General features: G+C 69.7%; 21 protein-coding genes. 13 read left to right on the top strand and 8 right to left on the bottom strand.

The features are described 5' to 3' along the window. Window positions 1-15: 15 nt before the first annotated feature. The gene (locus AB4Z01_RS15285; protein WP_441694961.1) at window positions 16-897 is read left to right on the top strand and encodes a transglutaminase family protein; all 882 of its coding nucleotides are present in this window, start codon (window positions 16-18) and stop codon (window positions 895-897) included. A gap of 6 nt (window positions 898-903) precedes the next feature. Here AB4Z01_RS15285 and AB4Z01_RS15280 read toward each other — a convergent pair whose 3' ends face one another. The 6 genes from AB4Z01_RS15280 to AB4Z01_RS15255 form a co-directional block, all read right to left on the bottom strand. Beyond that, on the bottom strand, window positions 904-2778 hold the full coding sequence (locus AB4Z01_RS15280; RefSeq protein WP_441694959.1) for a CocE/NonD family hydrolase: 1875 nt from the start codon (window positions 2776-2778) through the stop codon (window positions 904-906). After that, complete coding sequence (locus AB4Z01_RS15275; RefSeq protein ID WP_441694957.1) at window positions 2775-4331, bottom strand: ABC transporter substrate-binding protein; 1557 nt, start codon at window positions 4329-4331, stop codon at window positions 2775-2777. The genes AB4Z01_RS15280 and AB4Z01_RS15275 overlap by 4 nt, the downstream gene beginning before the upstream one ends. Before the next feature lie 240 nt (window positions 4332-4571). After that, a complete protein-coding gene (locus AB4Z01_RS15270; RefSeq protein ID WP_441694955.1) occupies window positions 4572-5558 on the bottom strand; it encodes an ABC transporter ATP-binding protein in 987 nt (328 codons plus the stop codon). Continuing rightward, on the bottom strand, window positions 5555-6529 hold the full coding sequence (locus AB4Z01_RS15265) for an ABC transporter ATP-binding protein (protein ID WP_441694954.1): 975 nt from the start codon (window positions 6527-6529) through the stop codon (window positions 5555-5557). The genes AB4Z01_RS15270 and AB4Z01_RS15265 overlap by 4 nt, the downstream gene beginning before the upstream one ends. 10 nt (window positions 6530-6539) lie before the next feature. Next, window positions 6540-7454 (bottom strand): ABC transporter permease, encoded by a 915-nt coding sequence (locus tag AB4Z01_RS15260; protein WP_441694952.1) that lies wholly within the window; start codon window positions 7452-7454, stop codon window positions 6540-6542. After that, complete coding sequence (locus AB4Z01_RS15255) at window positions 7451-8422, bottom strand: ABC transporter permease (RefSeq protein WP_441694951.1); 972 nt, start codon at window positions 8420-8422, stop codon at window positions 7451-7453. The genes AB4Z01_RS15260 and AB4Z01_RS15255 overlap by 4 nt, the downstream gene beginning before the upstream one ends. 182 nt (window positions 8423-8604) lie before the next feature. Here AB4Z01_RS15255 and AB4Z01_RS15250 point away from each other — a divergent pair, with 182 nt between their 5' ends. Then, window positions 8605-9567, top strand: coding sequence for a LysR family transcriptional regulator (locus AB4Z01_RS15250; protein ID WP_441694949.1), 963 nt, complete (start codon window positions 8605-8607; stop codon window positions 9565-9567). Between the two features lie 142 nt (window positions 9568-9709). Here the strand turns inward: AB4Z01_RS15250 and AB4Z01_RS15245 are convergent, their stop codons facing one another. Continuing rightward, window positions 9710-10720 (bottom strand): GntR family transcriptional regulator, encoded by a 1011-nt coding sequence (locus tag AB4Z01_RS15245; RefSeq protein ID WP_441694947.1) that lies wholly within the window; start codon window positions 10718-10720, stop codon window positions 9710-9712. 368 nt (window positions 10721-11088) lie between these two features. Between AB4Z01_RS15245 and AB4Z01_RS15240 the strand changes: the two genes are divergently transcribed. The 11 genes from AB4Z01_RS15240 to AB4Z01_RS15190 all read left to right on the top strand — a co-directional run bounded on the left by AB4Z01_RS15240 (window position 11089) and on the right by AB4Z01_RS15190 (window position 21745). Further along, window positions 11089-12171, top strand: coding sequence for an ABC transporter ATP-binding protein (locus tag AB4Z01_RS15240; protein WP_441694946.1), 1083 nt, complete (start codon window positions 11089-11091; stop codon window positions 12169-12171). Window positions 12172-12188: 17 nt separating this feature from the next. Then, the gene (locus AB4Z01_RS15235; RefSeq protein WP_441694944.1) at window positions 12189-13073 is read left to right on the top strand and encodes an ABC transporter permease; all 885 of its coding nucleotides are present in this window, start codon (window positions 12189-12191) and stop codon (window positions 13071-13073) included. A 3-nt stretch (window positions 13074-13076) separates the two neighbouring features. Further along, window positions 13077-13928, top strand: a complete 852-nt coding sequence (locus AB4Z01_RS15230) for an ABC transporter permease (protein ID WP_441694942.1) — start codon at window positions 13077-13079, stop codon at window positions 13926-13928. Next, window positions 13925-14671 (top strand): SDR family NAD(P)-dependent oxidoreductase, encoded by a 747-nt coding sequence (locus tag AB4Z01_RS15225; RefSeq protein WP_441694941.1) that lies wholly within the window; start codon window positions 13925-13927, stop codon window positions 14669-14671. The genes AB4Z01_RS15230 and AB4Z01_RS15225 overlap by 4 nt, the downstream gene beginning before the upstream one ends. An 8-nt stretch (window positions 14672-14679) precedes the next feature. Next, on the top strand, window positions 14680-15438 hold the full coding sequence (locus AB4Z01_RS15220) for an SDR family NAD(P)-dependent oxidoreductase (protein ID WP_441694939.1): 759 nt from the start codon (window positions 14680-14682) through the stop codon (window positions 15436-15438). Between the two features lie 71 nt (window positions 15439-15509). Next, the gene (locus AB4Z01_RS15215) at window positions 15510-16745 is read left to right on the top strand and encodes an ABC transporter substrate-binding protein (RefSeq protein WP_441694938.1); all 1236 of its coding nucleotides are present in this window, start codon (window positions 15510-15512) and stop codon (window positions 16743-16745) included. A gap of 179 nt (window positions 16746-16924) precedes the next feature. Beyond that, complete coding sequence (locus AB4Z01_RS15210; RefSeq protein WP_441694936.1) at window positions 16925-18022, top strand: ABC transporter ATP-binding protein; 1098 nt, start codon at window positions 16925-16927, stop codon at window positions 18020-18022. Window positions 18023-18053: 31 nt separating this feature from the next. Continuing rightward, window positions 18054-18935: a polysaccharide deacetylase family protein gene (locus AB4Z01_RS15205; protein WP_441694934.1), complete on the top strand. Its 882-nt coding sequence runs from the start codon at window positions 18054-18056 to the stop codon at window positions 18933-18935. 162 nt (window positions 18936-19097) lie between these two features. Further along, the gene (locus tag AB4Z01_RS15200) at window positions 19098-19418 is read left to right on the top strand and encodes a hypothetical protein (RefSeq protein ID WP_441694932.1); all 321 of its coding nucleotides are present in this window, start codon (window positions 19098-19100) and stop codon (window positions 19416-19418) included. Beyond that, window positions 19415-20446, top strand: a complete 1032-nt coding sequence (locus AB4Z01_RS15195) for a CobW family GTP-binding protein (RefSeq protein WP_441694930.1) — start codon at window positions 19415-19417, stop codon at window positions 20444-20446. The genes AB4Z01_RS15200 and AB4Z01_RS15195 overlap by 4 nt, the downstream gene beginning before the upstream one ends. A 75-nt stretch (window positions 20447-20521) precedes the next feature. Next, window positions 20522-21745 carry an ABC transporter substrate-binding protein gene (locus tag AB4Z01_RS15190; RefSeq protein ID WP_441694928.1) on the top strand — a complete coding sequence of 408 codons (1224 nt, stop codon included), beginning with the start codon at window positions 20522-20524 and terminating at the stop codon, window positions 21743-21745. A gap of 364 nt (window positions 21746-22109) precedes the next feature. On the opposite strand, the gene AB4Z01_RS15185 is transcribed toward AB4Z01_RS15190, so the two are convergent. Next, the coding region (locus tag AB4Z01_RS15185) for a hypothetical protein (RefSeq protein WP_441694927.1) at window positions 22110-22455 on the bottom strand (346 nt) is incomplete at its 5' end.

Below are 22455 nucleotides of genomic sequence, written 5' to 3'. Positions count from 1 at the left end.
TAGCGGCTCTCCAGCATGATCTACGACATCCGTCACCTCTCGACCTACGCCTATGAGACGCCGGTCAGCTTCGCCCGCTGCGTCCTGCGCCTGCTGCCCAGCGACCGGCCGGAGCAGCGCGTGCTGTCGCGGGCGATCGAGGTGCGGCCGGTGCCGGCCGCCTCTGCGGCGCGGCGCAGCTTCTTCGGCAACGACGTCGTCACCGTCACCATCGAGGCGGCGCATCGCGAGCTGCGGGTCGACGCCCGGTCGCGAGTCGAGGTGACGCGCGACACCGGCGACCTGCTGCGCCAGGCCAGCCGGCCCTGGGAGGAGGTGCGCGAGCGCGCCTTCGCCGCCGCGTCGCTGGCCCCGTCCTCCCCCGCCCATCATCTGTATCCGAGCCGGCTGGTGCCGATCCTCGGGCCGCTGTCGGCCTATGCCCATGCCAGCTTCCCGCCCGGCCGACCGATCCTGGAGGCCGCCACCGAGCTGATGCGCCGGATCAAGGCCGACTTCACCTACGACCCGAAGGCGACCGCGGTCTCGACCCCGCTGATCGAGGCCTTCGAGGCCCGCCGCGGCGTGTGCCAGGACTTCGCCCACATCATGATCGCCTGCCTGCGCGGCGTCGGCCTGCCGGCCGCCTATGTCAGCGGCTATCTGCGCACCCTGCCCCCGCCCGGCAAGAAGCGGCTGGAGGGGGCGGACGCCACCCATGCCTGGGTGACGGCCTGGTGCGGCGAGGAGTTCGGCTGGCTCGGCTTCGACCCGACCAATGCGGTGCTGGTCGAGAACGACCACATCGTCCTGGCGAGCGGCCGCGACTATGCCGACGTGTCGCCAATCGACGGCGTCATCCTCGGCGCCGGGTCGCAGGCCCTGACCGTGAAGGTCGACGTCGTCCCGGTCGCCTGAGGCCGGTCACCCGGGCTTGGGCAGGGAGACCAGGCTCTCCACCGGCACCACCGGCAGCACGATCCGCGACGGGTGGCTGCGGTCGAGATGGATGCGGTTGGTCGCCACCCGCTTCAGCCGGCCCGTGCCCTCCGGCTCGCCGCTGTTCGGGTTGACATCGTATTTCGGGAAGTTGCTGGAGGCGATGTCGAGCCGGATCCGGTGGCCGGCCTTGAACAGGTTGGCGGTGGCGAAAGGCTCGATGGTGATGGCGTAGACCCGGCCCGGCTCCAGCGGCGACGGGTTCTCCCAGCTGTCGCGGTAGCGGCAGCGCAGGATGCCGTCGGTCAGGTTCAACGCGAAGCCCTTCGGGTCGTCCGCGGTCGGCGGATGCACGTCGATCAGCTTGGCGGTGAAGTCCGTGTCCGGCGCGTCGGAGGAGACGAACAGCCGGACCTCGATCGGCCCGATCACCGCCAGGTCCTCGGCCAAAGGCTCGGTCTCGAACACCACCACGTCGGGGCGGGCGGAGAGCGGCAGGCCGGGCCGGCGGCTGCCGAAGAAGCGGTCGCCCTCGGTCTGGTCGAAGCCGCCGCCCTCGAACACCGGCTGGCCGGAGGTCAGCGACCCGCCGATGGTCGGCACCGGATCGGCCGGGTCGGACTGGTAGGCGATCGACGCCTCCGCCGCTTCCGGCACCGCCGGATCCAGCCGGCCGTCTTCGTGCAAATGGTAGTCGGTGAAGGCGGTGCCGGGCAGCGGCCAGTCCGGCGCCGCGATCCAGCGCCCGCCATGGTCCAGCCGGCCCTCTGCCGTGCGCCGGCCGCTGCCGCCGCCCATCAGGAACAGCCGCGCCGCCGGCTCCGCCTCGGCGCCGTTGCCCTCGCCCTTCAGCCAACGGTCGAACCAGCGCCGGCGGAAGTCGAGCCAGCTTGCGGTGACGTTGCCGTCGATCGTCGCCGCCGGCCCGAACTCGGTGTCGCCGCTGAAGGTGGTGTTGCGGTTGCCGTGCAGCCACGGCCCCATGATCAGCTGCACCGGCGCGGTACGGCCGCTGAGAGCGCCGTAGTTCTCCATCGTGGTGCGGACATAGGCATCGTACCAGCTGGACATCAGCACCATCGGCACGTCCGGGAAGCGGTCGTAATACCCCTCGGCATAGATGCCGAGCTGCTTCCAGTAGTCGCCGAAGGACCCGCTGGTCCATTGCTCGAACAAATAGGCCTCATACTCCGGCACGGCGCGCACCGGCGAATGGCCGGGCCGCCAGGGCATGGCGGCGAACCAGGCGCGGATGTCCTCGGCCTCCAGCGCCGCCATCACCTTGGGGTCGGCCAGCGCCGCCGGGCTTTCCTTGGCCTGGCTGAAGGCCCAGGTCGCCTGCTTCAGCTCGAAGGCACCGCCCTGGCGGATGCCGCACTGGTAGGAGTTCGAAAAGCCGCCGGAATCCACCACCATGCAGGCCAGGCCCGGCGGGTTCAGGCAGGCCAGCGCGAACTGGGTGTGCGCGGCGTAGGACAGGCCCATGGTGCCGACCTTGCCGTTCGACCAGGGCTGGGCCGTGATCCAGGCGACCGTGTCGAAGCCGTCCGGCCCCTCGGAGGTGTATTTGGTGAACACCCCCTCGGAGGCGTGGCGGCCGCGACAATCCTGGTAGACCACGGCATAGCCGGCGCGGACGAAATGCGCCGCCACCTGCGGCCGGGTCATCGGCCCGTCCATGCCGACCCCGATCTCGGAGCGCGACAGCTCGGTCTTGCCGTAGGGCGTGCGCTCCAGGATCGCCGGCAGCGGTGCGTCGACGCCGATGCGATAGCCGGCCGGCAGGTACACGTCGGTCGCCAGCCGCACGCCGTCGCGCAGGGTGACCATCCGGTCGCGCAGCACTTCGCCCGAGCTCACTTGGCCGCCTCCGCATAGGTGGCCAGGGTCCATTCGTTCTTGTTGGCGCGGTAGGTGATGCCGTTGCGCGCCGCCCAGTGCACGGTCGGGAAATACAGCGGCACGATGCCGACATCGCCGAAGCCGATCCGCGCCGCCTGCTCCAGCAGCTGGTTGCGCTTGGCCTCGTCGAACTCCGCCAGCGCCTGCTTCAGCACCGCGTCGAACTCCGGGTTCGAATAGCGGGCGCGGTTGAAGGCGCCCTTGCCGGCCTCCTTGTCATAGGTCGCCAGCACATTGGTGAGGGCGTTGGCCGAATTGCTGTTGCTGTTGCCGAAGCTGAAGATGAAGGCGCTGTATTCCTGCTTCGAGGCGGCGCCGGCATAGACATTGTAGGGCTGGGTGACCACGCCGTTGATCTTGAGGCCGCCGCGCGCCAGCATCTGGCCGATCGCCTGGGCGATGTCGGCGTCGCCGGCGAAGCGGTCGTTCGAGGAATGCACCGTCAGCCCGAAGCCGTCGCCATAGCCGGCCTCCGCCAGCAGCGCCTTGGCGCCGGCGGCGTCATAGGCCTCGGGCTTCACATCGGCCGCATAGCCGCCCAGCCCTTCCGGCACGATCTGCCCGGCCGCGGTGCCGGAGCCGTTCAGCAGGCGCTGGATGATCAGGTCGCGGTTGATCAGCTTGGACACGGCGAGGCGCACCCGCTTGTCCTTCAGCGGGTTGGCCGCCAAAGGCTGGCCGTCCTTGCCGGTGACGAACGGGCTCTGGTCCCGCGCCGAATCCAGCGCCAGGTAGATCAGCCGGCCGGAGGTGGTGGAATAGACCTTGGCCTTGCCGCTGCTCTCGACCGTGGCCACGTCGTTCGGCGGCACGCCGTCGATCAGGTCGACCGACCCGGACAGCAGCGCCGCCATCCGCGCCGCGTCGTTCGAGATGAACTTGATGGTGACGTTGTCGAAGGCCGGCTTGTCGCCCCAGTAATGCGGGTTCGGTGCCAGCACCAGCCGGTCGCCCGGCACCCATTGCTTGAACACGTACGGCCCGGTGCCGATGGCGGCGGCGCCTGAGTTGAAGTCGCTGGTCGCCTTCCCGTCCGACGCCTTCTTCGAGACGATGTAGACGAGGCCGACCTGCTCGATGAATTGCGGCGTCGGCGCCTTGGTGGTGAAGCGGATGGTCAGCGGGTCGACCACGGTCATCCCGGCGATGCTGCCGACCGCGCCGGTGAACGGGGCCGGGCTGTTCGGCACCGATTTGGCGCGGTCGAGCGAGAAGATCACGTCCTCGGCCGTCAGGTCGGAGCCGTCGCTGAACTTGACGCCGGGGCGCAGCTTGACCTCCCAGGTCGTCGGGTCGACCGAGGTCCAGGACAGGGCCAGCGCCGGCTGCACCTGCAGGTTCTCGTCGGTCTGCACCAGCCGGTCGAACATGTGCTGCGAGATCGACTGGTTGTTGCCGGTGCGCGAGAATTGCGGGTCGATGGCGGAGGGTTCGGTCGCCGTGCCGATGGTCAGGTCGGCGGCCTGGGCGGTGCCGAAGCCGGTGCAGCAGAGCGCCAGAGCCAAGGCCATCGTGTGAAACAGCCGGCCATCTTTGCGTTGCCTCTCCCGCGTGGCGGGAGAGGTCGGGCGTCCGCAGGACGACCGGGTGAGGGCTGGCCCGGGCCTCGACAAACTCCCCTCACCCGGAGCCGCCAACGCGGCTCCGACCTCTCCCGCAAGCGGGAGAGGCAACGCGTTTCTCTGCTTCATCCATGCCGGCGTCCGCATCATCTCGCTCTCCTCTGTTCGGTTTCGGGCGCGTTCGGCGCCTCAGATCAGGTGGCAGGCGGCCTGGTGGCCGGGCGCGACCGGGCGCAGCGACGGCCGCTCCGTGCGGCAGCGGTCGGTGGCCATCGGGCAGCGTGGGTGGAAGTGGCAGCCGCTGGGTGGTTGCAGCGGCGATGGGATCTCGCCCTTGATCGTCTCGAACTTGCGCTTGCGGTTGCTCAGCCGCGGCACCTCGTTCAGCAGGGCCACGGTGTAGGGGTGCAGCGGCCGGTCGAACAGCTCGGCGGTCGCGGCGGTCTCGACCACCCGGCCGAGATACATGATCACCACCCGGTCGCTGATATGCTCGACCACGCCGAGGTCGTGGCTGATGAACAGATAGGTCAGGCCCAGGTCCTGCCGCAGCTCCAGGAACAGGTTCAGGATCTGCGCCTGGATCGAGACGTCGAGCGCGGCGATGGATTCGTCGCAGACCAGGAAATCCGGCTTCACCGCCAGGGCCCGGGCGATGCCGATGCGCTGGCGCTGGCCGCCGGAGAACTGGTGCGGGAAGCGATCGCGATAGGCGGGGTCCAGCCCGACCCGGCGCATCACTTCCTGGACGTAGCCGTCGGCCTCGCGCCGGCGCACCAGCCCGTGCACCCGCGGCGCCTCGCCGATGATGTCGCGCACCCGCTTGCGCGGATTCAGCGAGGCGAAGGGGTCCTGGAAGATCATCTGCGCCTTCAGCCGGGCGTCGTGCGCCGCGTCGCCGGCCAGCCCGTCGACATCCCGGCCGCGCCAGCGGATCGCGCCGTCGCTCTTCGGCAGGATGCCGGCCATCATCCGGCCCAGCGTGGACTTGCCGCAGCCGGATTCGCCGACCAGCCCCAGCACCTCGCCCGGGGCGATGGCGAGGTCGACCGCGTCGACGGCGTGCACCGTCCGCTCCTCGACCCTGGCGCCCAGGAAGCGCGCCGCCTTCTCGGCATAGTCCAGCCGCTTGCTGAAGCGCTTGCCCAGGCCGGCGGCCTCGATCAGCGGGGTCATGCGCGCTCCTCCAACTGCGGGTGGAAGCAGCGGAAGGCGCGGTCGCCCCGCCGGGTCGTCTCCGGCGCCGCCAGGCAGGCCTCGGTCGAGTGGCCGCAACGCGGGCGGAAGGCGCAACCCTCGGGAAGCGACAGCGGCGACGGCGCCATGCCGGGGATCTGGAACAGGGCCGCGCCGCGCGGCCGGTCGCCGGGCACCGAGCCGATCAGCCCGATGGTGTAGGGATGCGCCGGCCGGTCGATCACCTCGTCGACCGTGCCGGTCTCGACCACCTTTCCGGCATACATGACGCAGATCCGATCGGCCAACGCGGCGACCACGGCGAGGTCGTGGCTGACCCAGATCAGCGCCGTGCCGGTCTCGCGGCACAGAGTCTGCACCTGGGCCAGGATCTGGGCTTGGATGGTGACGTCCAGCGCCGTGGTCGGCTCGTCGGCGATGATCAGATCGGGCTTGTGCAGCAGGGCGATGGCGATCGCCACGCGCTGGCGCATGCCGCCGGAGAACTGGTGCGGGTAGGCGCGCATCCGCTCCTCCGGCGACGGGATGCCGACCCGGCCCAGTGCGTCGCGGCAGCGCGCCACGGCCTCGGCCCGCGACACTCGCTCATGCGCCTGGATGGTCTCGACCATCTGGGTCTCGACCCGCAGGACCGGGTTCAGGGTCATCATCGGGTCCTGGAAGATCATGGCGATGCGGTTGCCGCGCAGCTGCCGCAGCCGCTCCGCCGGCAGCGCCGCCAGGTCCTCGCCCTTGAACAGGATGCGGCCGCCGACCACCCGGCCCGGCGGATCGACCAGGCCGAGGATGGAGAAGCCGGTGATCGACTTGCCGGAACCGGATTCGCCGACCAGCCCCAGGATCTCGCCGCGGTCGACCCGGAAAGACACGCCGTCGACGGCGCGCACCACCCCGGCCTTGGTAAAGAAATGCGTCTGCAGGTTCTCGACGCTGAGCGTGGGCACCGTCATCTCCGGGCCCTCACTTCTGCAGCCGAGGGTTCAGCGCTTCGCGCAGGCGGTCGCCGACGATGTTGATCGAGAAGATCAGCGCCAGCAGCAGCAGGCCCGGGAACACGCTGATCCAGTACAGCCCGGCCAGCAGCACCTGGTAGCCATTGGCGATCAGCAGGCCCAGCGACGGCTCGGTGATCGGCAGGCCGATGCCGAGGAAGCTCAGCGTCGCCTCGGCCGCGATGGCATGCGCCACCTGGATAGTGCCGATCACGATCACCGGCGGCAGGCAGTTCGGCAGCAGATGGCTGAACAGGATGCGCGCCTTGCTCAAGCCCAGGCACTGCGCCGCCTCGACATACTCCTTGCCGCGCTCGACCAGCGCCGCGGCGCGGACGGCGCGGGCGAAATAGGCCCATTGCACGACGACCAGGGCCAGGATGACCTTGCCCACCCCCTGCCCCAGCACGGCCAGCATCATCAGCGCGACCAGGATGGTGGGGAAGCCCAGCATCAGGTCGACGACGCGCATCACCAGCGTGTCGATCTTGCCGCCGAAATAGGCGGCGACGAGGCCGAGCGTGGTGCCGACGGCCAGGGCGAAGATTCCGGACAGCACGCCCACGCTCAGGCTGGTGCGCAGCCCGTACAGCATCGCCGAGACCATGTCGCGGCCCTGGGCGTCGGTGCCCAGCCAGTAGGTCCAGCCGTCCATGCTCTCGCTGCCCGGCGGCAGGCGGCCGTCCATGATGCTGAGCGAGGCGAGGTCGTAGGGGTCCTGCGGCGCGATCCAGGGCGCGAACAAGGCGACTGCGACCAGGATCAGGCAGGCGATGGCGGCGAGAGTCGCGGCCTTGCTATCCAGGATGCCGCGCAGCGCCTGGGCCAGGATGCCGTCGCCGAGCAGCGGCCGGCGGACCTTCGGGGTGGCGATGTCGCTCATGCGTCGGACAGCCGGACGCGGGGGTCGAGCACCGAGTACAGGATGTCGACCACCAGGTTGATGACGATGAACATGGCGACCACGATCAGCAGGTAGGCAACGATCACCGGCCTATCGAGCCGCATGATGCTGTCGATGATCAGCTTGCCGACGCCGGGCCAGGCGAAGATGGTCTCGGTCACCGTGGCGAAGGCGATCAGCGACCCGAACTCCATGCCGATGACGGTGACGATCGGGATCAGGATGGTCTTCAGCACATGCACGAAGATCACCCGCCGCTCGGACAGCCCCTTGGCCCGGGCGAACTTGACGAAGTCGAGCGGCAGGGTCTCGCGCATGCCGCTGCGGGTCAGGCGGATGATCAGCGAGACGTTGAACAGCGACAGGTTGATCGCCGGCAGGATCAGGTGAGTCAGCCCGTCCCAGCTGGCGAGGCTGGTGTGCAGGCCCAGCACCTCGCCGGTGGCGCCGCGGCCGGTCGAGGGCAGCCAGCCGAGCATGACCGAGAAGATCATGATCAGCATCATGCCCTGCCAGAAGTTGGGCAGGCTGAAGCCGAGGATCGAGCCGGTCATCACCGTGCGGTCGAAGCCGCTGCCGGCCTTCAGCCCCGACAGCACGCCGAGCGGGATGCCGACCACCAGCGACAGCAGCAGGGCGATGAAGGCCAGCTCCAGCGTGGCCGGCAGCCGCTCGAAGATCAGGCTGATCGAGGGCTGGTTGAAGACGAAGGACCGGCCGAGATCGCCATGCAGCGCGTTGCCGAGGAAGGTCAGATACTGCCGCCACAGCGGCTGGTCGAGGCCGAGCGACTGCACCGCCTGGGCGATCTCGGCCTGCGAGGCGTCGGCCGGCACCAGAATCTCGATCGGGTTGCCGATGGCGTAGACGCCGAGGAAGACGAGGATCGAGGTGACCAGCAGCACGAAGCCGCTCTGCACCAGCCGGCGGATGATGAAGACGGTCATGGCCGGCTTGGCGTCCCGGCGCGCGAATCCCGCATCTGCGTCCCTGCTTCGCTTATGATGGGCCGAGCCGGGCGGACCGGCGTGGCGAGGGGGACGTTAGGCGTGGGAGAGAACAGCCCGCAACATGATGCGGAATCCGCATCGGGCTATGCGCATTTCATGCGCGGCGGCGGCCCGGACCGATGCTTCGTGTCGCGGATATCGGCGCTGCCGGCATGAACGTCAAGCAGCTCGAGGCCTTCAAGGCGATCATGCGCAGCGGCTCCACCACCGCCGCGGCGGCCCGGCTGGGCCTGTCGCAATCGGCGGTCAGCCGCCTGCTGACCCAGCTGGAGGCCGAGCTGGGGCTGGAGCTGTTCGCCCGCGAGAAGGGCCGGCTGATCCCGACGCCGGAGGCGGTCGGCCTGCTCGATTCGGTCGAAGACGCGGTCGACGGGGTGCAGCGGGTGCAGCATGTGGCGGAGGCGCTGCGGACCGGCAATTCCGACCAGATCCTGCTGCGCATCGGCGTGCCGCACAGCATGTCGCAGACCATCCTGCCGCTGATCGTCGAGGAGTTCCTGCGCGACCATGGCAATGTCGCGCTGGAGATCCTGTCCGGCGCCTATCACGAGACCGAGCGCGCGGTGCTGACGCGCCAGGCCGATCTCGGCTTCGTCCGACTGCCGACCGGCGAGGCCGGGATGGACACCATCGCCATCGCCCGCACCACCAGCGTCTGCGTCATGCCGAAGGGGCACCGGCTGGCGGAGAAGGCGGTGGTGTCGGTCGAGGATCTGGAGGGTGAGCCGCTGGTGCTGCTGGGCCGGCAGCGACCGGCGCGAGCGGAGATGGACCAGATGTTCCGGCGGGTCCATTTCCGGCCGCAGGTGCGGGTGGAGACCCATTCGGTCGGCTCGGCCTGCGCCTTCGCCGCGCAGGGGCTGGGGGTGACCATCGTCAACGCGCTGATGGCCAGCCATTTCCGCGACCTGCCGATCGCCATCCGCCCGTTCCGGCCGCTGCTGTGGAACGAGTTCGGCCTGGCCTTCGCCGCCGGCCAGCCCCGCTCCCGCGCCGCCGACCGCTTCGCCGAGCATTTCCGCCGCCGCCTGCTCGACCTGCTGCGCGGCCTGGAGGCGGAGTTCCGGCCGGAGGCGGGATAGGGGCGAGGGATTGCAGACCCCTTTCAGAATTCCCTGATCGTCATTGCGAGCGAAGCGAAGCAATCCAGGGCCGTTTGCCGTGGCCCCTGGATTGCTTCGTCGGCTTCGCCTCCTCGCAATGACGGCGAGGGGTGAACACCCCCTACCCATGCTCCGACGTCTTCGTCAGATACGGCGCCAGGTTGGCCGGGACCGGGATCACCGCCAACGTCTTCAGCCGGGCGACGGCGCGGCGCTCCGCTGCCTGCAAATGCGTCTCCAGCACCGCCGCGGCGGCCGGCCAGGCCTCTTGCGCCAGCAGTTCCAGCACCAGGCGGTGCTCGGTCAGGATCGGCTGGTCGTCGGCGATGCCGAGCGAGCGGGTGAAGGCGTGGGTGGCCAGCAGCGGCAGCTGGTTGTGGCGCAGCGCGTCGGCCAGCCGAGCGTTCGGCGTCGCCAGCACGCAGCGGACATGCAGGTCGTCCTCGATCGAATCCATGGTCTCCGGCGGCGGCCGCGGCCCTGCCGCCTCGGCCCGGCGCAGCCGGTCCAGCATCGCCTCGACCTCGCCATGCGGCAGCGACGGCGCAGCGCTGACCAGGGCCGGCGGCTCAAGCAGCCGGCGCATCTCATAGAGTTCGCGGATCGCCCGGGCGGTCAGCGGTCCGGCGATCCAGTGCGAGCTGGCGTTCTTCTCGATCAGCCCGCGCTCCTGCAGCCGGCCCAGCACATCGCGCACCACGGTCCGGCTGACGCCGAAATGGTCGGCCATCTCCGCCTCGACGATGCGGTAGCGGCCGAACACCAGGCAGGAGGCGATCTGGCGCTCGGCGGTTGCGTAGATCCGCTCCCACGAGGCGCGGGACTGCTGCGCCTCGTCGATCTCCTCCGCCGCGTCCAGGCCGAACCCGCGGATGTCGGCGCGCAAAGGCGCAACGCCGGCCGCCCCGACCAGATAGCCGCGGCCCTCGAAGCGGTGGATCAGCCCGTCCGCCTCCAGCCGCGCCAGCGCCCGCTGCACCGGGGCGCGGCTGGTCTGGAAGACCTCGGCGATCGGGCCCTCCAGCAGCACCAGCCCGGCCGGCAGCCGCCCGGCGCCGATCGACGACCGCAGCGCACGCTCGACGATCTCGTAGAGCCGCGGCGGGGACGCGTTCGTCGCCGTGTCCGTCATGTCCTGCAGCAGCGTTCCGCCCGTCCCGGTGATCCCTGTCCTCTGATGGCCCCCGCGGCGCCCCGGTGCAAGAGCCCGCTGCCCATCACGCAGGCAACAGCACCAGGAAAATGACTATCGCATACCCAAAGCACCACACTGGGTCTCGGAGCCTGCCTGAAACTTGGACAGACAGGCCTTTCGAGGCTGATAGGAACCAAATCGCGCGACATGGCGAAGCTTTCAGTCACCACAAAAAGACTATTGCATACCAAAATCATTTTTGACTAGGCTTCCCGAGCCTCGCATCGAAACCGCGCAGCGGCGACGCCGAACGACGCGGACGGGATGGCGGGGCTCAGGGCACGGCTTGGGAGATTCGGGGACGCATGACTCTGCTCCTGGAACTGAGCGGCATCACCAAGGCCTATGGCGGCGCGCCGGCGCTGAGCGACCTGTCGCTGGCGGTCGGCGCGGGCGAGTACCTGTCCATCCTCGGCCCCAGCGGCTCGGGCAAATCGACCATGCTGCGGGTCGTCGCCGGCTTCGAGACGCCGGATGACGGCGATGTGCGGCTGGAGGGCCGGTCGATCCTGTCGATGCCGGCGCATGAGCGCGGCATCGGCTTCGTGTTCCAGGGCTTCGCCCTGTTCCCGCACATGACCGTCTTCGACAACGTCGCCTACGGCCTGCGCCACCGCAGCCGCGGCCCGGTGGCGGACGAGGCGGAGATCCGCCGCCGCGTCGGCGAGGCGCTGGAGCTGCTGGGCCTGACCGGCCTGGGCGGCCGCGCCGTCAGCCAGATCTCCGGCGGCCAGAAGCAGCGCGTCGCCCTGGCCCGCACCCTGGTCACCGACCCGAAGATCGTGCTGCTGGACGAGCCGCTGGGCGCCCTCGACGCCAATCTGCGCGAGCGGATGATGATCGAGCTGAAGCGCATCCAGGCCCAGCTCGGCGGCACCTTCCTGCATGTCACCGGCAACGAGCAGGAGGCGCTGGCGATGGGCCACCGCACCGCCGTGCTGGACCATGGCCGGATCGCCGAGATCAGCCCGCCGCAGACCCTGTACAACCGGCCCGGCTCGGTCCGGGTCGCCCGCTTCCTGAACTGCTACAACATCTTCGAGGGCATTGTCGGCGACGGCGCCTTCCGCTTCGCCGAGGCCGCCCTGCCGCTGCCGGGCGACACCGCTTCGGGCGCCGCCGCCTACTGCATCCGCGCCGACAAGGTGACGGTCGCGGAGGAGACGGATCCGGCGGCGCCGGGCGAGGCCGCCCTGCCCGGCCGCTTCATCGCCAGCGAGTATTCCGGCGCCCGGGTGACCTATCTGTTCGACGTCGCCGGCAGCCGGCCGGTCGAGGTCGAATACCATCTGAGCCACCGCCGGCCGGGGAGCTTCGACGCCGGGCGCCGCTATGCGCTGCGCTGGCCGGCGGCGGACGCCCTCGTGTTCCGCGAGGGGCGGCGATGAGCGTCGGAGCGGAGACCATGACCGAGACCGCACCGGCCCCGATCCCAAGGCGGCGCACCGGGCGGCGGGTGGCGGCGCTGCTGGCGGCGCCGGGGGCCCTGTGGATGACCGCCTTCCTGGTCGTCCCGATCGCGATGATGGTCTATGTCAGCTTCTGGACCCAGAAGACCTTCACCATCGAGCCGACGCTGACCCTGCAGAACTGGGGCACCTTCTTCGGCACCTCGACCTATCTGTCGGCCTTGTGGACCACGGTCCGGATCTGGCTGATCGTGCTGGCGACGACGCTGGCGCTGGGCTATCCGGTGGCCCTCTATATCGGTCTGTTCGTCCGCAACAAGACGGTCCAGACCATCCTGCTGGTGGTCTGCGTCGTGCCGTTCTGGACCTCGTTCCTGATCCGGGTGCTGGCCTGGCGTCCGATGCTGGGCACCGAGGGTGCGGTCAACATCCTGCTGATGAAGCTGGGCGTGGTGTCGGAGCCGGTGGCCGGCCTGCTGTTCACCGAGCTCAGCGTCGTCATCGGCATGACCCAGATCTATGTCGTGTTCATGGTCGGGCCGATCGCCTTCATGCTGTCGCGGATCGAGCCGAGCCTGATCGAGGCGGCGCGCGACCTGGGTGCCGGCACCGGCCGGATCTTCCGCACCGTGATCCTGCCCTTGAGCCTGCCCGGCGTGATCGTCGGCGCGATCTTCGTCTCGGTCATGGTGCTGGGCGAGTTCGCCACCGCCGCCGCCCTGTCCGGCCGCAAGGTCAATCTGCTGGGCAACATCATCGTCACCCAGGTGGGTTCGCTGAAATGGGCCTTCGCCGCGGTGGTCGGCGTGATCCTGACCGTGGTGATGGGCATCGTGATCGCCGGCCTGCTGCGCCTGGTCGATCTGCGGAAGGAGCTGTAGGCCATGCAGGGGCAGCCGCTTCTCCGCACCGCGCTGATGGCCTTCACGGCGTTGTTCATCGTGTTCCTGTACGGGCCGCTGGCGGTGCTGGCGACGCTGAGCTTCCAGTCCGGGCCCGAGGGCGGGCCGCAATTCCCGATCATCGAGTGGTCGACCTACTGGTACCAGCATCTGTTCGGCTGGGCGCCGCCGTCGCGCGTGGCGCCGCTGGCGATCGGCGACGCGCTGGTCCGGTCCCTGACCCTCGCCTTCATGACCATGGTGGTGGCCACGGTGCTGGGCACCCTGTCGGCCCAGGCCTTCCGGTCGCGCTTCCGCGGTTCCGGCATCGTGTTCTACCTGATCGTGCTGGGCATGATGGTGCCGGGGGTGCTGGTCGGGCTGGGCGTCGCCCTGGTCGCCAACGAGCTGGGCATCCCCCGGGCGTGGTGGGGGACGTCCTTCGTCACCCATGTGGTCTACACCTTCCCCTTCGCCTTCCTGGTCATGCTGGCGATCTTCAACCGCTTCGACCGGTCGATCGAGGAGGCGTCCTGGAGCCTGGGCGTCAGCCCGATCCGCACCTTCCGCAAGATCACCTTCCCGCTGATCTTCCCGGGCGTGTTGAGCGCGATGCTGTTCGCTTTCACCCTGAGCTACGACGAGTTCCCGCGCACCCTGTTCACCGCCGGCGGCGGCCAGACCCTGCCGCTGACGATCTACGGCACCTTCTCGGTCGAGATCCATCCGAACATCTTCGCCTTCGGGGTGCTGACCACCCTGTTCTCCTTCGCCCTCCTCACCGTCTACGGGGTGCTGATGGCGCTGTCGGTCCGCCGGGCCAAGCGCATGGCGATCCAGGAGGAGCTGCGATGAGGGCGCTGGCCGACCACACCGCCATCGTCACCGGCGCCGCCAGCGGCATCGGCAAGGCGATCGCGGAACGGCTGGCGGGCGCGGGCGCCGCCGTGCTGATCGCCGACCTGCATGCCGACCGGGCCGAAGCGGTGGCCGCGACCCTGCGCGCGGCCGGCGGGCGGGCCGAGGCGGTCGGGGCCGATGTTTCCGACGCCGAGGCCGTGGACCGGATCTTCGCCGCCGGGCGTGACGCGTTCGGCGACTGCACGCTGCTGGTCAACAATGCCGGCCATGTCCACCAGTCGCCGTTCGAGGAACTGGCGGTGGCCGACTGGGACCGGATGATCGCGGTGCATCTGCGCGGCACCTTCCTGTGCTGCCGCGCCGCACTGCCGGCGATGCTGGCGGCCGGCGACGGCGTGATCGTCAACATCGCCTCGCAGCTGGGCCAGATCGGCGGCGTCGACCTGGTGCATTACAGCGCCGCCAAGGCCGGGATCATCGGCCTGACCAAGGCACTGGCGCGCGAGGTCAGCGCCCGCGGCGTGCGCGTCAACGCGGTGGCGCCCGGCCCGATCGAGACCGAGCTGGTGCGCGCTTTGTCCGCGGAGTGGCGGGCGGCGAAGAAGGCGCAGCTGCCGCTCGGCCGCTTCGGCGCGCCGGAGGATGTGGCCGAGACCGTGGCCTTCCTCGCCTCCCCCGCCGCCGGGATCTATGTCGGCCAGACGCTGGGGCCCAATTCCGGCGACGTGATGCTGTAGGAGGAATGATGACCCGCAAGGTTGCCCTGATCACGGGCGGCGGCATCGGCATCGGCCGGGCCACGGCCCTGGCCTTCGCCGGCGCCGGCCACCATGTGGTCGTGACCGACGTGCTGGAGGCCGAGGGCCGCGCCACCGCCAAGGCGATCGGCGATGCCGGCGGCAGCGGCGAGTTCCAGCATCTCGACGTCACCGACACCGAGCGGGTCAACGCCGTGGTCGCCGATGTCGAGGCCCGGCACGGCGCGCTGGATGCGCTGGTCGCCAATGCCGGCATCGCCCACCGCGTGCCGCTGTCGCAGATGACCGACGCCAAGTGGGACCACACCTTCGACGTCGACCTGAAGGGCATCTTCCGCGTGGTCCGCGCCGCTTTGCCCGGCATGCGCACCCGCGGCCAGGGCGCCATCGTCGCCCTGTCCTCGATCATGGGCGTCGCCTATGGCTGGGACGAGCACGTCCACTATTCCGCCGCCAAATCCGGCGTGGTCGGGCTGGTGCGCGGCCTGGCGGTGGAGCTGGCGCGCAGCGGCATCCGCGTCAACGGCATCGCCCCCGGCTACATCCGCACCGCCCAGGCCCTGTCGCGCGAGCATTCGCTGGGCCCCGAAGGGCTGGAGAAGGCGGCGGCGTTCATCCCCATGGGCCGGGTCGGCGAGCCGGACGACATCGCCGATGTGGCGCTGTTCCTGGCCTCGCCGGCGGCCCGCTACATCACCGGCCAGACCATCGTCGTCGATGGCGGCCTCTTGGTCGGACGGTACTGAGCACGACGTGTTGGCGGCCCCGTTGAGAAGGGCCGGTTTCGGGTGGTTTTCACGATAACGGGAGAGCACACATGGCACAGTTTCCGCATCTGAGCCGCAGGCAGATCCTGCAGGGCACGATCGGCGCCACCGCCCTGGCGATGGGCGGCGGCACGCCCTTCCTCAACTCTAGCCGCGCCTATGCCCAGGCCGGCGCCCTGGCCAAGGAGCAGCTGCGCACCATCGGCCTGTCGGTCACGGTGCAGGACCGCATCCTGGCCGATTTCAAGACCGCCTCCGGCGTCGGCAGCACCCAGGGCACGGCGGCGACCTTCCCCGACGCCCAGACCAAGATCCTGTCCGGCGCCACCGACTATGATTGCTGGGAGGTGATCGGCGAGCGGCTGCCCTCGGTGGTGCAGACCGACAACGTCACCGCCATCCCGGCCTCGGGCCTGAAGAACTGGGCCAACATCCGCGACACCTTCACCAAGCCGGACCCGAAATGGCCGCGCGGCGCCCAGATCGTCGGCCAGATCTGGAAGGACGAGGCGCAGACCGAGCTGTGGATGGTGCCGGCGGTCTACAATTACGATTCGATCGGCTTCAACCCGTCGGTGCTGTCCGACGAGGAGGCCAACACCTGGACCGCGATCTTCGACCCGAAGTTCAAGGGCCGGTCCGGCCTGAACACCGACCCGCTGATCGCGCTGGGCCAGGCCATCATGGCGATGAACTCGCTGGGCCTGTCGCAGGTCGCCAACCCCGGCAACCCGAGCGAGGCCGAGATCGACGAGGCGATGAAGTTCCTGGTGTCGAAGAAGAAGGAGGGCCAGTTCCGCGCCCTGTGGGGCGATTTCGGCGAGCTGGTGAACCTGATGGCCTCGGGCGAGATGGTGGTGTGCGACGCCTGGCAGCCGGCGGTGATGGCGGTGAAGGCGCAGGGCAAGCCCTGCAAATACGCCGTGCCGAAGGAGGGCTATCGCGCCTGGGCCATCGGCGTGTCGCTGATCGCCAGCTCGCCGAACCAGGCGGCGGTGTCGGCCTATGCCGATTACTGGCTGTCCGGCCCGCCGGCGATCACGGTGTCGGAGCAGGGCTACTACTCCCCCACCACCAACATCCAGTCGGTGATGGCGCCGGAGAAATACGGCTTCTGGTACGAGGGCAAGCCCTGGGTCGGCGCGCCCGACCGCGGCATCAAGGAGGGCGACCTGCGCGACGGCGGATCGCTGGCCACCCGCGCCGCCCAAGTCGCCTACTGGCACCAGTGGCCGGACCAGTACGACCACGTGACCCAGAAATGGGACGAGTTCCTGAACGCCTGAGGCCGAAGAGCCGATGATGAGACGGTTCCATCACAATCCTCTCTTTTCACATCGTCATTCCCGCGAAAGCGGGAATCTCTATCCGGCCCTAGCGCAACGAGATCCCCGCTTTCGCGGGGATGACGATCATTTCATAGGCTCGACGGCATGAGACGGACGGCAGACCGAGGGGACGCACAGTGACCTACGATCTCGAGCTCGCCGGCGTTGGCAAGACCTATCCGGACGGCACGCCGGCGGTGATCGATTTCGACCTGCGCGCGGCGAAGGGGGAGTTCATCTCCTTCGTCGGCCCCTCGGGCTGCGGCAAGACCACGACGCTGCGGATGATCGCCGGCTTCGAGGACATCAGCGCCGGCGACGTCCTGGTGCGCGGGCGGCGGATCAACGACCTGCCGCCCGAGCGCCGCCCGACCTCGACCATCTTCCAGAACTTCGCCCTGTTCCCGCACATGACCGTGCGCCAGAACATCGAATACGGCCTGAGGGTGAAGGGCCTGCCGGCGGCGGAGCGAAGGGCCAAGGCCGACCGGATGATGCAGGTCTTGGACCTGACCGACATCGCCGACCGCCGCAGCGCCGGCCTGTCCGGCGGCCAGCGCCAGCGCACCGCCCTGGCCCGCGGCCTGGTGGTCGAGCCCGACATCCTGCTGCTGGACGAGCCGCTGGGCGCGCTCGACGCCAATCTGCGCAAGTCGATCCAGGCCGAGCTGAAGCTGCTGCAGCGGAATATCGGCATCACCTTCGTCTTCGTCACCCATGCCCAGTCCGAGGCGCTGGCGCTGTCGGACCGGATCGTGGTGATGAATCGCGGCCGGGTGGAGCAGATCAGCCCGCCCGAGGAGATCTACCGCCGGCCGCAGACCGAGTTCGTGGCCCGCTTCATCGGCCGCAATACCGTGCTGCCGGGCCGGCTGGAGGCGCGGGACGGCGCCGTGGCCCGGGTCGTCACCGGCTTCGGCCCGCTGCACGGCACGCTGAACGACCCGACGCTGAAGGTCGGCGACGCCGCCGCGGTGGTGGTGCCGTCCGAGGCGATCGACGTGGTCGGCGCCGCCCAGGGCGCGGCGCTGGCCGGGCGCGGCGACACCCTGCCCGGCCGGCTGATCGGCCAGGCCGTCACCGGCCATGCGCTGCACCTGACCATCGGCCTGTCGGACGGGCGCGAGATCGGGGTCGAGAGTCATGTCGACAAATACGCCGCCGGCTGGTCGGGCGAGGAGGTCGTGCTCGGCTGGCAGCCCGGCGAGGCGACGGTGATCCGGGCGGCCGCGTGACGGCGCAGCCCAGCAAGAGGAGGAATTCCTAATGGCGAAAGAGATCCTGTGCGGCTTCGGCGTCGATGTCGACGCGGTGGCCGGGTGGCTCGGCTCCTATGGCGGCGAGGATTCGCCGGACGATATCTCGCGCGGCCTGTTCTCCGGCGAGGTCGGCAGCCCGCGCCTGCTCAAGCTGTTCGACCGGCTGGGCATCAAGACCACCTGGTTCATCCCCGGCCATTCGATCGAGACCTTCCCGGAGCAGATGCAGGCGGTGGCCGAGGCCGGGCACGAGATCGGCATCCACGGCTACAGCCACGAGAACCCGATCGCCATGACCCCGGCGCAGGAGGAGGAGGTCCTCGACAAGTGCATCGAGCTGGTGACCCAGCTGTCCGGCCGCCGGCCGACCGGCTATGTCGCCCCATGGTGGGAGTTCAGCCAGGTCAGCAACGAGCTGCTGCTGAAGAAGGGCATCAAGTACGACCACTCGCTGATGCACAAGGACTTCGAGCCCTACTATGTGCGGGTCGGCGACAGCTGGACCAAGATCGACTTCGCCAAGAAGCCGAGCGAATGGATGGTGCCGCTGAAGCGCGGCGTCGAGACCGACCTGATCGAGATCCCGGCCAGCTGGTATCTCGACGACCTGCCGCCGATGATGTTCATCAAGAAGTCGCCGAACAGCCACGGCTTCGTCAATCCGCGGCACATCGAGGAGATGTGGCGCGACCAGTTCGACTGGGTCTACCGTGAATGCGACTATGCCGTGTTCCCGATCACCATCCACCCGGACGTCGCCGGGCGGCCGCAGGTGCTGCTGATGCTGGAGCGGCTGTACAACCACATGATCCGCCACCCCGGCGTGCGCTTCGTCACCATGGACGAGATGGCCGACGACTTCGCCAAAAGGTCGCCGAGGAAGAAGTAATTCTGAAGATATTTCTCTTCTATTGTCATTGCCGGGCTTGACCCGGCAATCCAGAGAGCGTCGACATCCTCTGGATGCCCGGGTCAATCCTCGGATCAAGTCCGAGGACGGGCATGACAGTCTTGGGATTGGGTTCCGATAGATCATAAGGAGCAAGTCACCATGTGCGGCGTGTGCGGCGTGCTCGGCGGCGAGGAGCACTGGACGGCGGAATCCGCCCGGCCGGAGGTGTTCGGCGCCGGCCGCACCCGCCGGGCCGAGCGGCTGCACCGCGCCGCCGCCGCCAACCGGATCCTGACCCTGTTCGGGCTGCGGCTGGACGACTGGCAGGGCAGCGCCTTCGTGCTGAGCGGCCCGACCGGCCAGCGCGAGATCGTCGACGCGCTGCCGGCGGTGTGGGCGGCGGCGGCACGGATGCGGGGCCGGACCATCGACCCGCTCGACCCCGCCCTGCTCGACCGCATCGCCGGGGTTGGGCGATGATCCCGGTTAACGTGCTGACCGGCTTCCTGGGCAGCGGCAAGACCACGCTGCTGCGCCACATCCTGGCCGACCCGGGCTTCGCCGGCTGCGCCGTGCTGATCAACGAGTTCGGCGAGGTCGGGCTGGACCACCACCTGCTGCAGGCGGTGGACGAGGATGTGGTGCTGATGCAGAGCGGCTGCATCTGCTGCACCATCCGCGGCGACCTGGGCCGCGCCATCCGCGGCCTGTACGATCGGCGCGAGGCCGGCACCATCCCCGCCTTCGGCCGGCTGATCGTCGAGACCACCGGCCTGGCCGACCCGATCCCGGTGCTGGCGACGGTGATGAGCGAGCCGGTGATCCGCCATCATTTCCGCCTGGGCAACGTCATCGCCACGGTCGATGCGGTGAACGGCCTGGCGCAGCTGGACCGCCAGCCCGAGGCGGCGAAGCAGGCGGCGGTGGCCGACCGCATCCTGGTGACCAAGACCGACCTGGCGGCGCCCGAGGCAGTGGCGGCGCTGGAGGCGCGGCTGAAAGCGATCAACCCGGCGGTGCCGCTGTGGCGCTCCGCCAACGCCCCGCCGCCGGCCGAGGCGCTGGTCGGCGGCGACGCCTTCGACCCCGCCACCAAGCCGGCCGAGATCCGCCGCTGGTTCGACCTGGCGCGCCGGACCGGCGCCGAGCACCATCATGGCCATGACGTCAACCGCCACGGCCCGGACATCGCCGCCTTCGTGCTGGAGGTCGAGGACCGGGTCGACTGGACCGTGTTCGGCCTGTGGCTGACCCTGCTGCTGCACAGCCGCGGCGACGACGTGCTGCGGGTCAAGGGGCTGCTGCGCGTCGCCGGCACCGACACCCCGGTCGTGGTCCAGGGCGCGCAGCACATCGTGCACGCGCCGAGCCATCTCGATGCCTGGCCGGACGCGGATCGGCGATCGCGGCTGGTGTTCATCACCCGCGGCATCGCCCGGGCCGAGATCGAGCGGTCCTTCGCCGCGTTCCAGGCCGCCTTCGCCGAGACCGCCCCTGTCGCAGCATGATCCGCGGACCCTCCGCCGCACTGGCCAGCCGCCGGCAAATCCGCTTCTAATACGACTTCGCCCGGGGGACGGACCATGGCCGCGGACGCAGCCGATATCGTGTTGAGCAAACCGGCGGTGCACACCGAGGGCCGGCCGCATCTGCGCGTGCTCGGCACCGAGATCACGCTGCTCGACGGCATCCGCGAACGGGCCGAGGCCGATCTGGGCATCACCATCGGCTACGAGACGCTGGATTTCCTGGGCGCGCAGCAGAAGGCGGCGACCCAGCCGGGCGCCTTCGACATCTACGACCAGTGCTTCCACAGCCTCGACATCGTCTGGTTCTGGAAGGCGATTCAGCCGATCGACACCGCCCGCATCACCCACTGGGGCGAGGTCAACGACCTGACCAAGACCGGGCGGTTGAGCGCCGACGCCATGATCGGCCGCGGCGACGCGCCGGTGAAGAAGCTGTACGTCCAGCCCGACCGGTCGCTCGGGGCCCAGCCGTCCCGCCAGATCAGCATGCTGCCGGCGGTGCACAATGTCGACGCCTTCGCCTATGACCCGACGGTGGTGCCGCCCGGTCAGCCCTATGAGACCGAGAGCTGGGGCTGGCTGCTGGACGAGCGCTGGCACGGCCGGGTCGCGCTGGTCGACGAGCCGGCGATCGGCGTGTTCGACGCGGCGCTGGCGGCGCAGGCGCGCGGCGAGGCCAGCTTTGCCGATATCGGCAACATGACGCTGGCTGAGATCGACCGGTTGATCGACCTGCTGGTCGCGCGCAAGCGGCAGGGCCATTTCTGCGGCTTCTGGCAGACCATGGCCGACGCCAAGCGGCTGATGGTCGACCACCGTGCGGCGATCCAGAGCAGCTGGGCCCCGGCCGCGGTCGCCCTGTCCGGCCTGGGCGTGCCGGTGCGCGAGGCGGCGCCGCGCGAGGGCTATCGTGCCTGGCATGGCGGCTTGTGCATCGCCGCCCCCCTGTCCGGCCGGGCGCTGGACGTCGCCTACGCCTATCTGAACTGGTGGCTGTCCGGCTGGCCCGGCGCGGTGATGGCCCGGCAGGGCTACTACATGTCGATCCCCAAGCGGGTGCGCCCGTTCCTGGACCCGGCCGAGTGGGATTACTGGTACGAGGGCAAGCCGGCGGCCAAGGACCTGGAGGGCACCGACGGGCGCGTCGCGGTGAAGGCCGGCGCGGTGCGCTCCGGCGGCTCCTATTGGCGCCGCGCCAGCCGCATCGCCGTGTGGAACACGGTGATGGACGAGCACAATTACCTCGCCCGCCGCTGGTCGGAGCTGACGGCGGGGTAGAGACCGCTTGGTAATGCTACTGGCGCGGCCGTCTGACGGCGGTTTCTCCGCTTCCGGTGCTCACGGACCAACGTCCGCTGCGCGCCGGTTCTCGACACCACCGCCAGCCGACTCACGCCAGCGCATTTCCAAACGGTCTCTGAGGCCGGGCCGGCAGAATTCCTCGGAGCGTCGTGGCCGGCGCAGGGCTCTGCAGCGGCGCGGCCGGCCCCTCACCCTCCCGTCGCCAACGCGACGGGCCCCTCCCTCTCCCCGAGGAGAGGGAAAAAGGTGCGGCGCTCCGATACCTCTCCCCCGGGGAGAGGTCGAAATCGCGCAGCGATTTCGGGTGAGGGGGGTGGCACTGGCCCAACCGATCGGCCGGTCATCCGGTGTCGGCGATGTCCGGGCGGTCGTAGCAGAGATAGGGGTCGATGCCGAGAGAGCGGCAGAGACGGCGGCCGACGGTGAAGGCGGTCTCGGTGTCGAGCCATTCGACCACGTCGGCCTCTTGCAGCCGGACCGCCAGCCCGGCCCTGATCCCTGGGATCCGGGCCGGGTCGATCTCGGGGAAGGCCCGCTCGACCACGGCGACGGCGGCGTCCCGGCGCCGGGTCCGCTCGGCCCGGATCTGCGCCTCGCTGCCGGACGGCCGGGCCGGGCACGGCGTGCCGGGCCAGCCGGTGGCCCAGCGGCGCCATTCCTCCGGTGGCCCAGCGGCGCCATTCCTC

It is taken from the genome of Inquilinus sp. YAF38 (assembly GCF_052113205.1).
Lineage (GTDB): Bacteria > Pseudomonadota > Alphaproteobacteria > DSM-16000 > Inquilinaceae > Inquilinus.
This window is presented reverse-complemented; position numbering and strand designations above follow the sequence as displayed.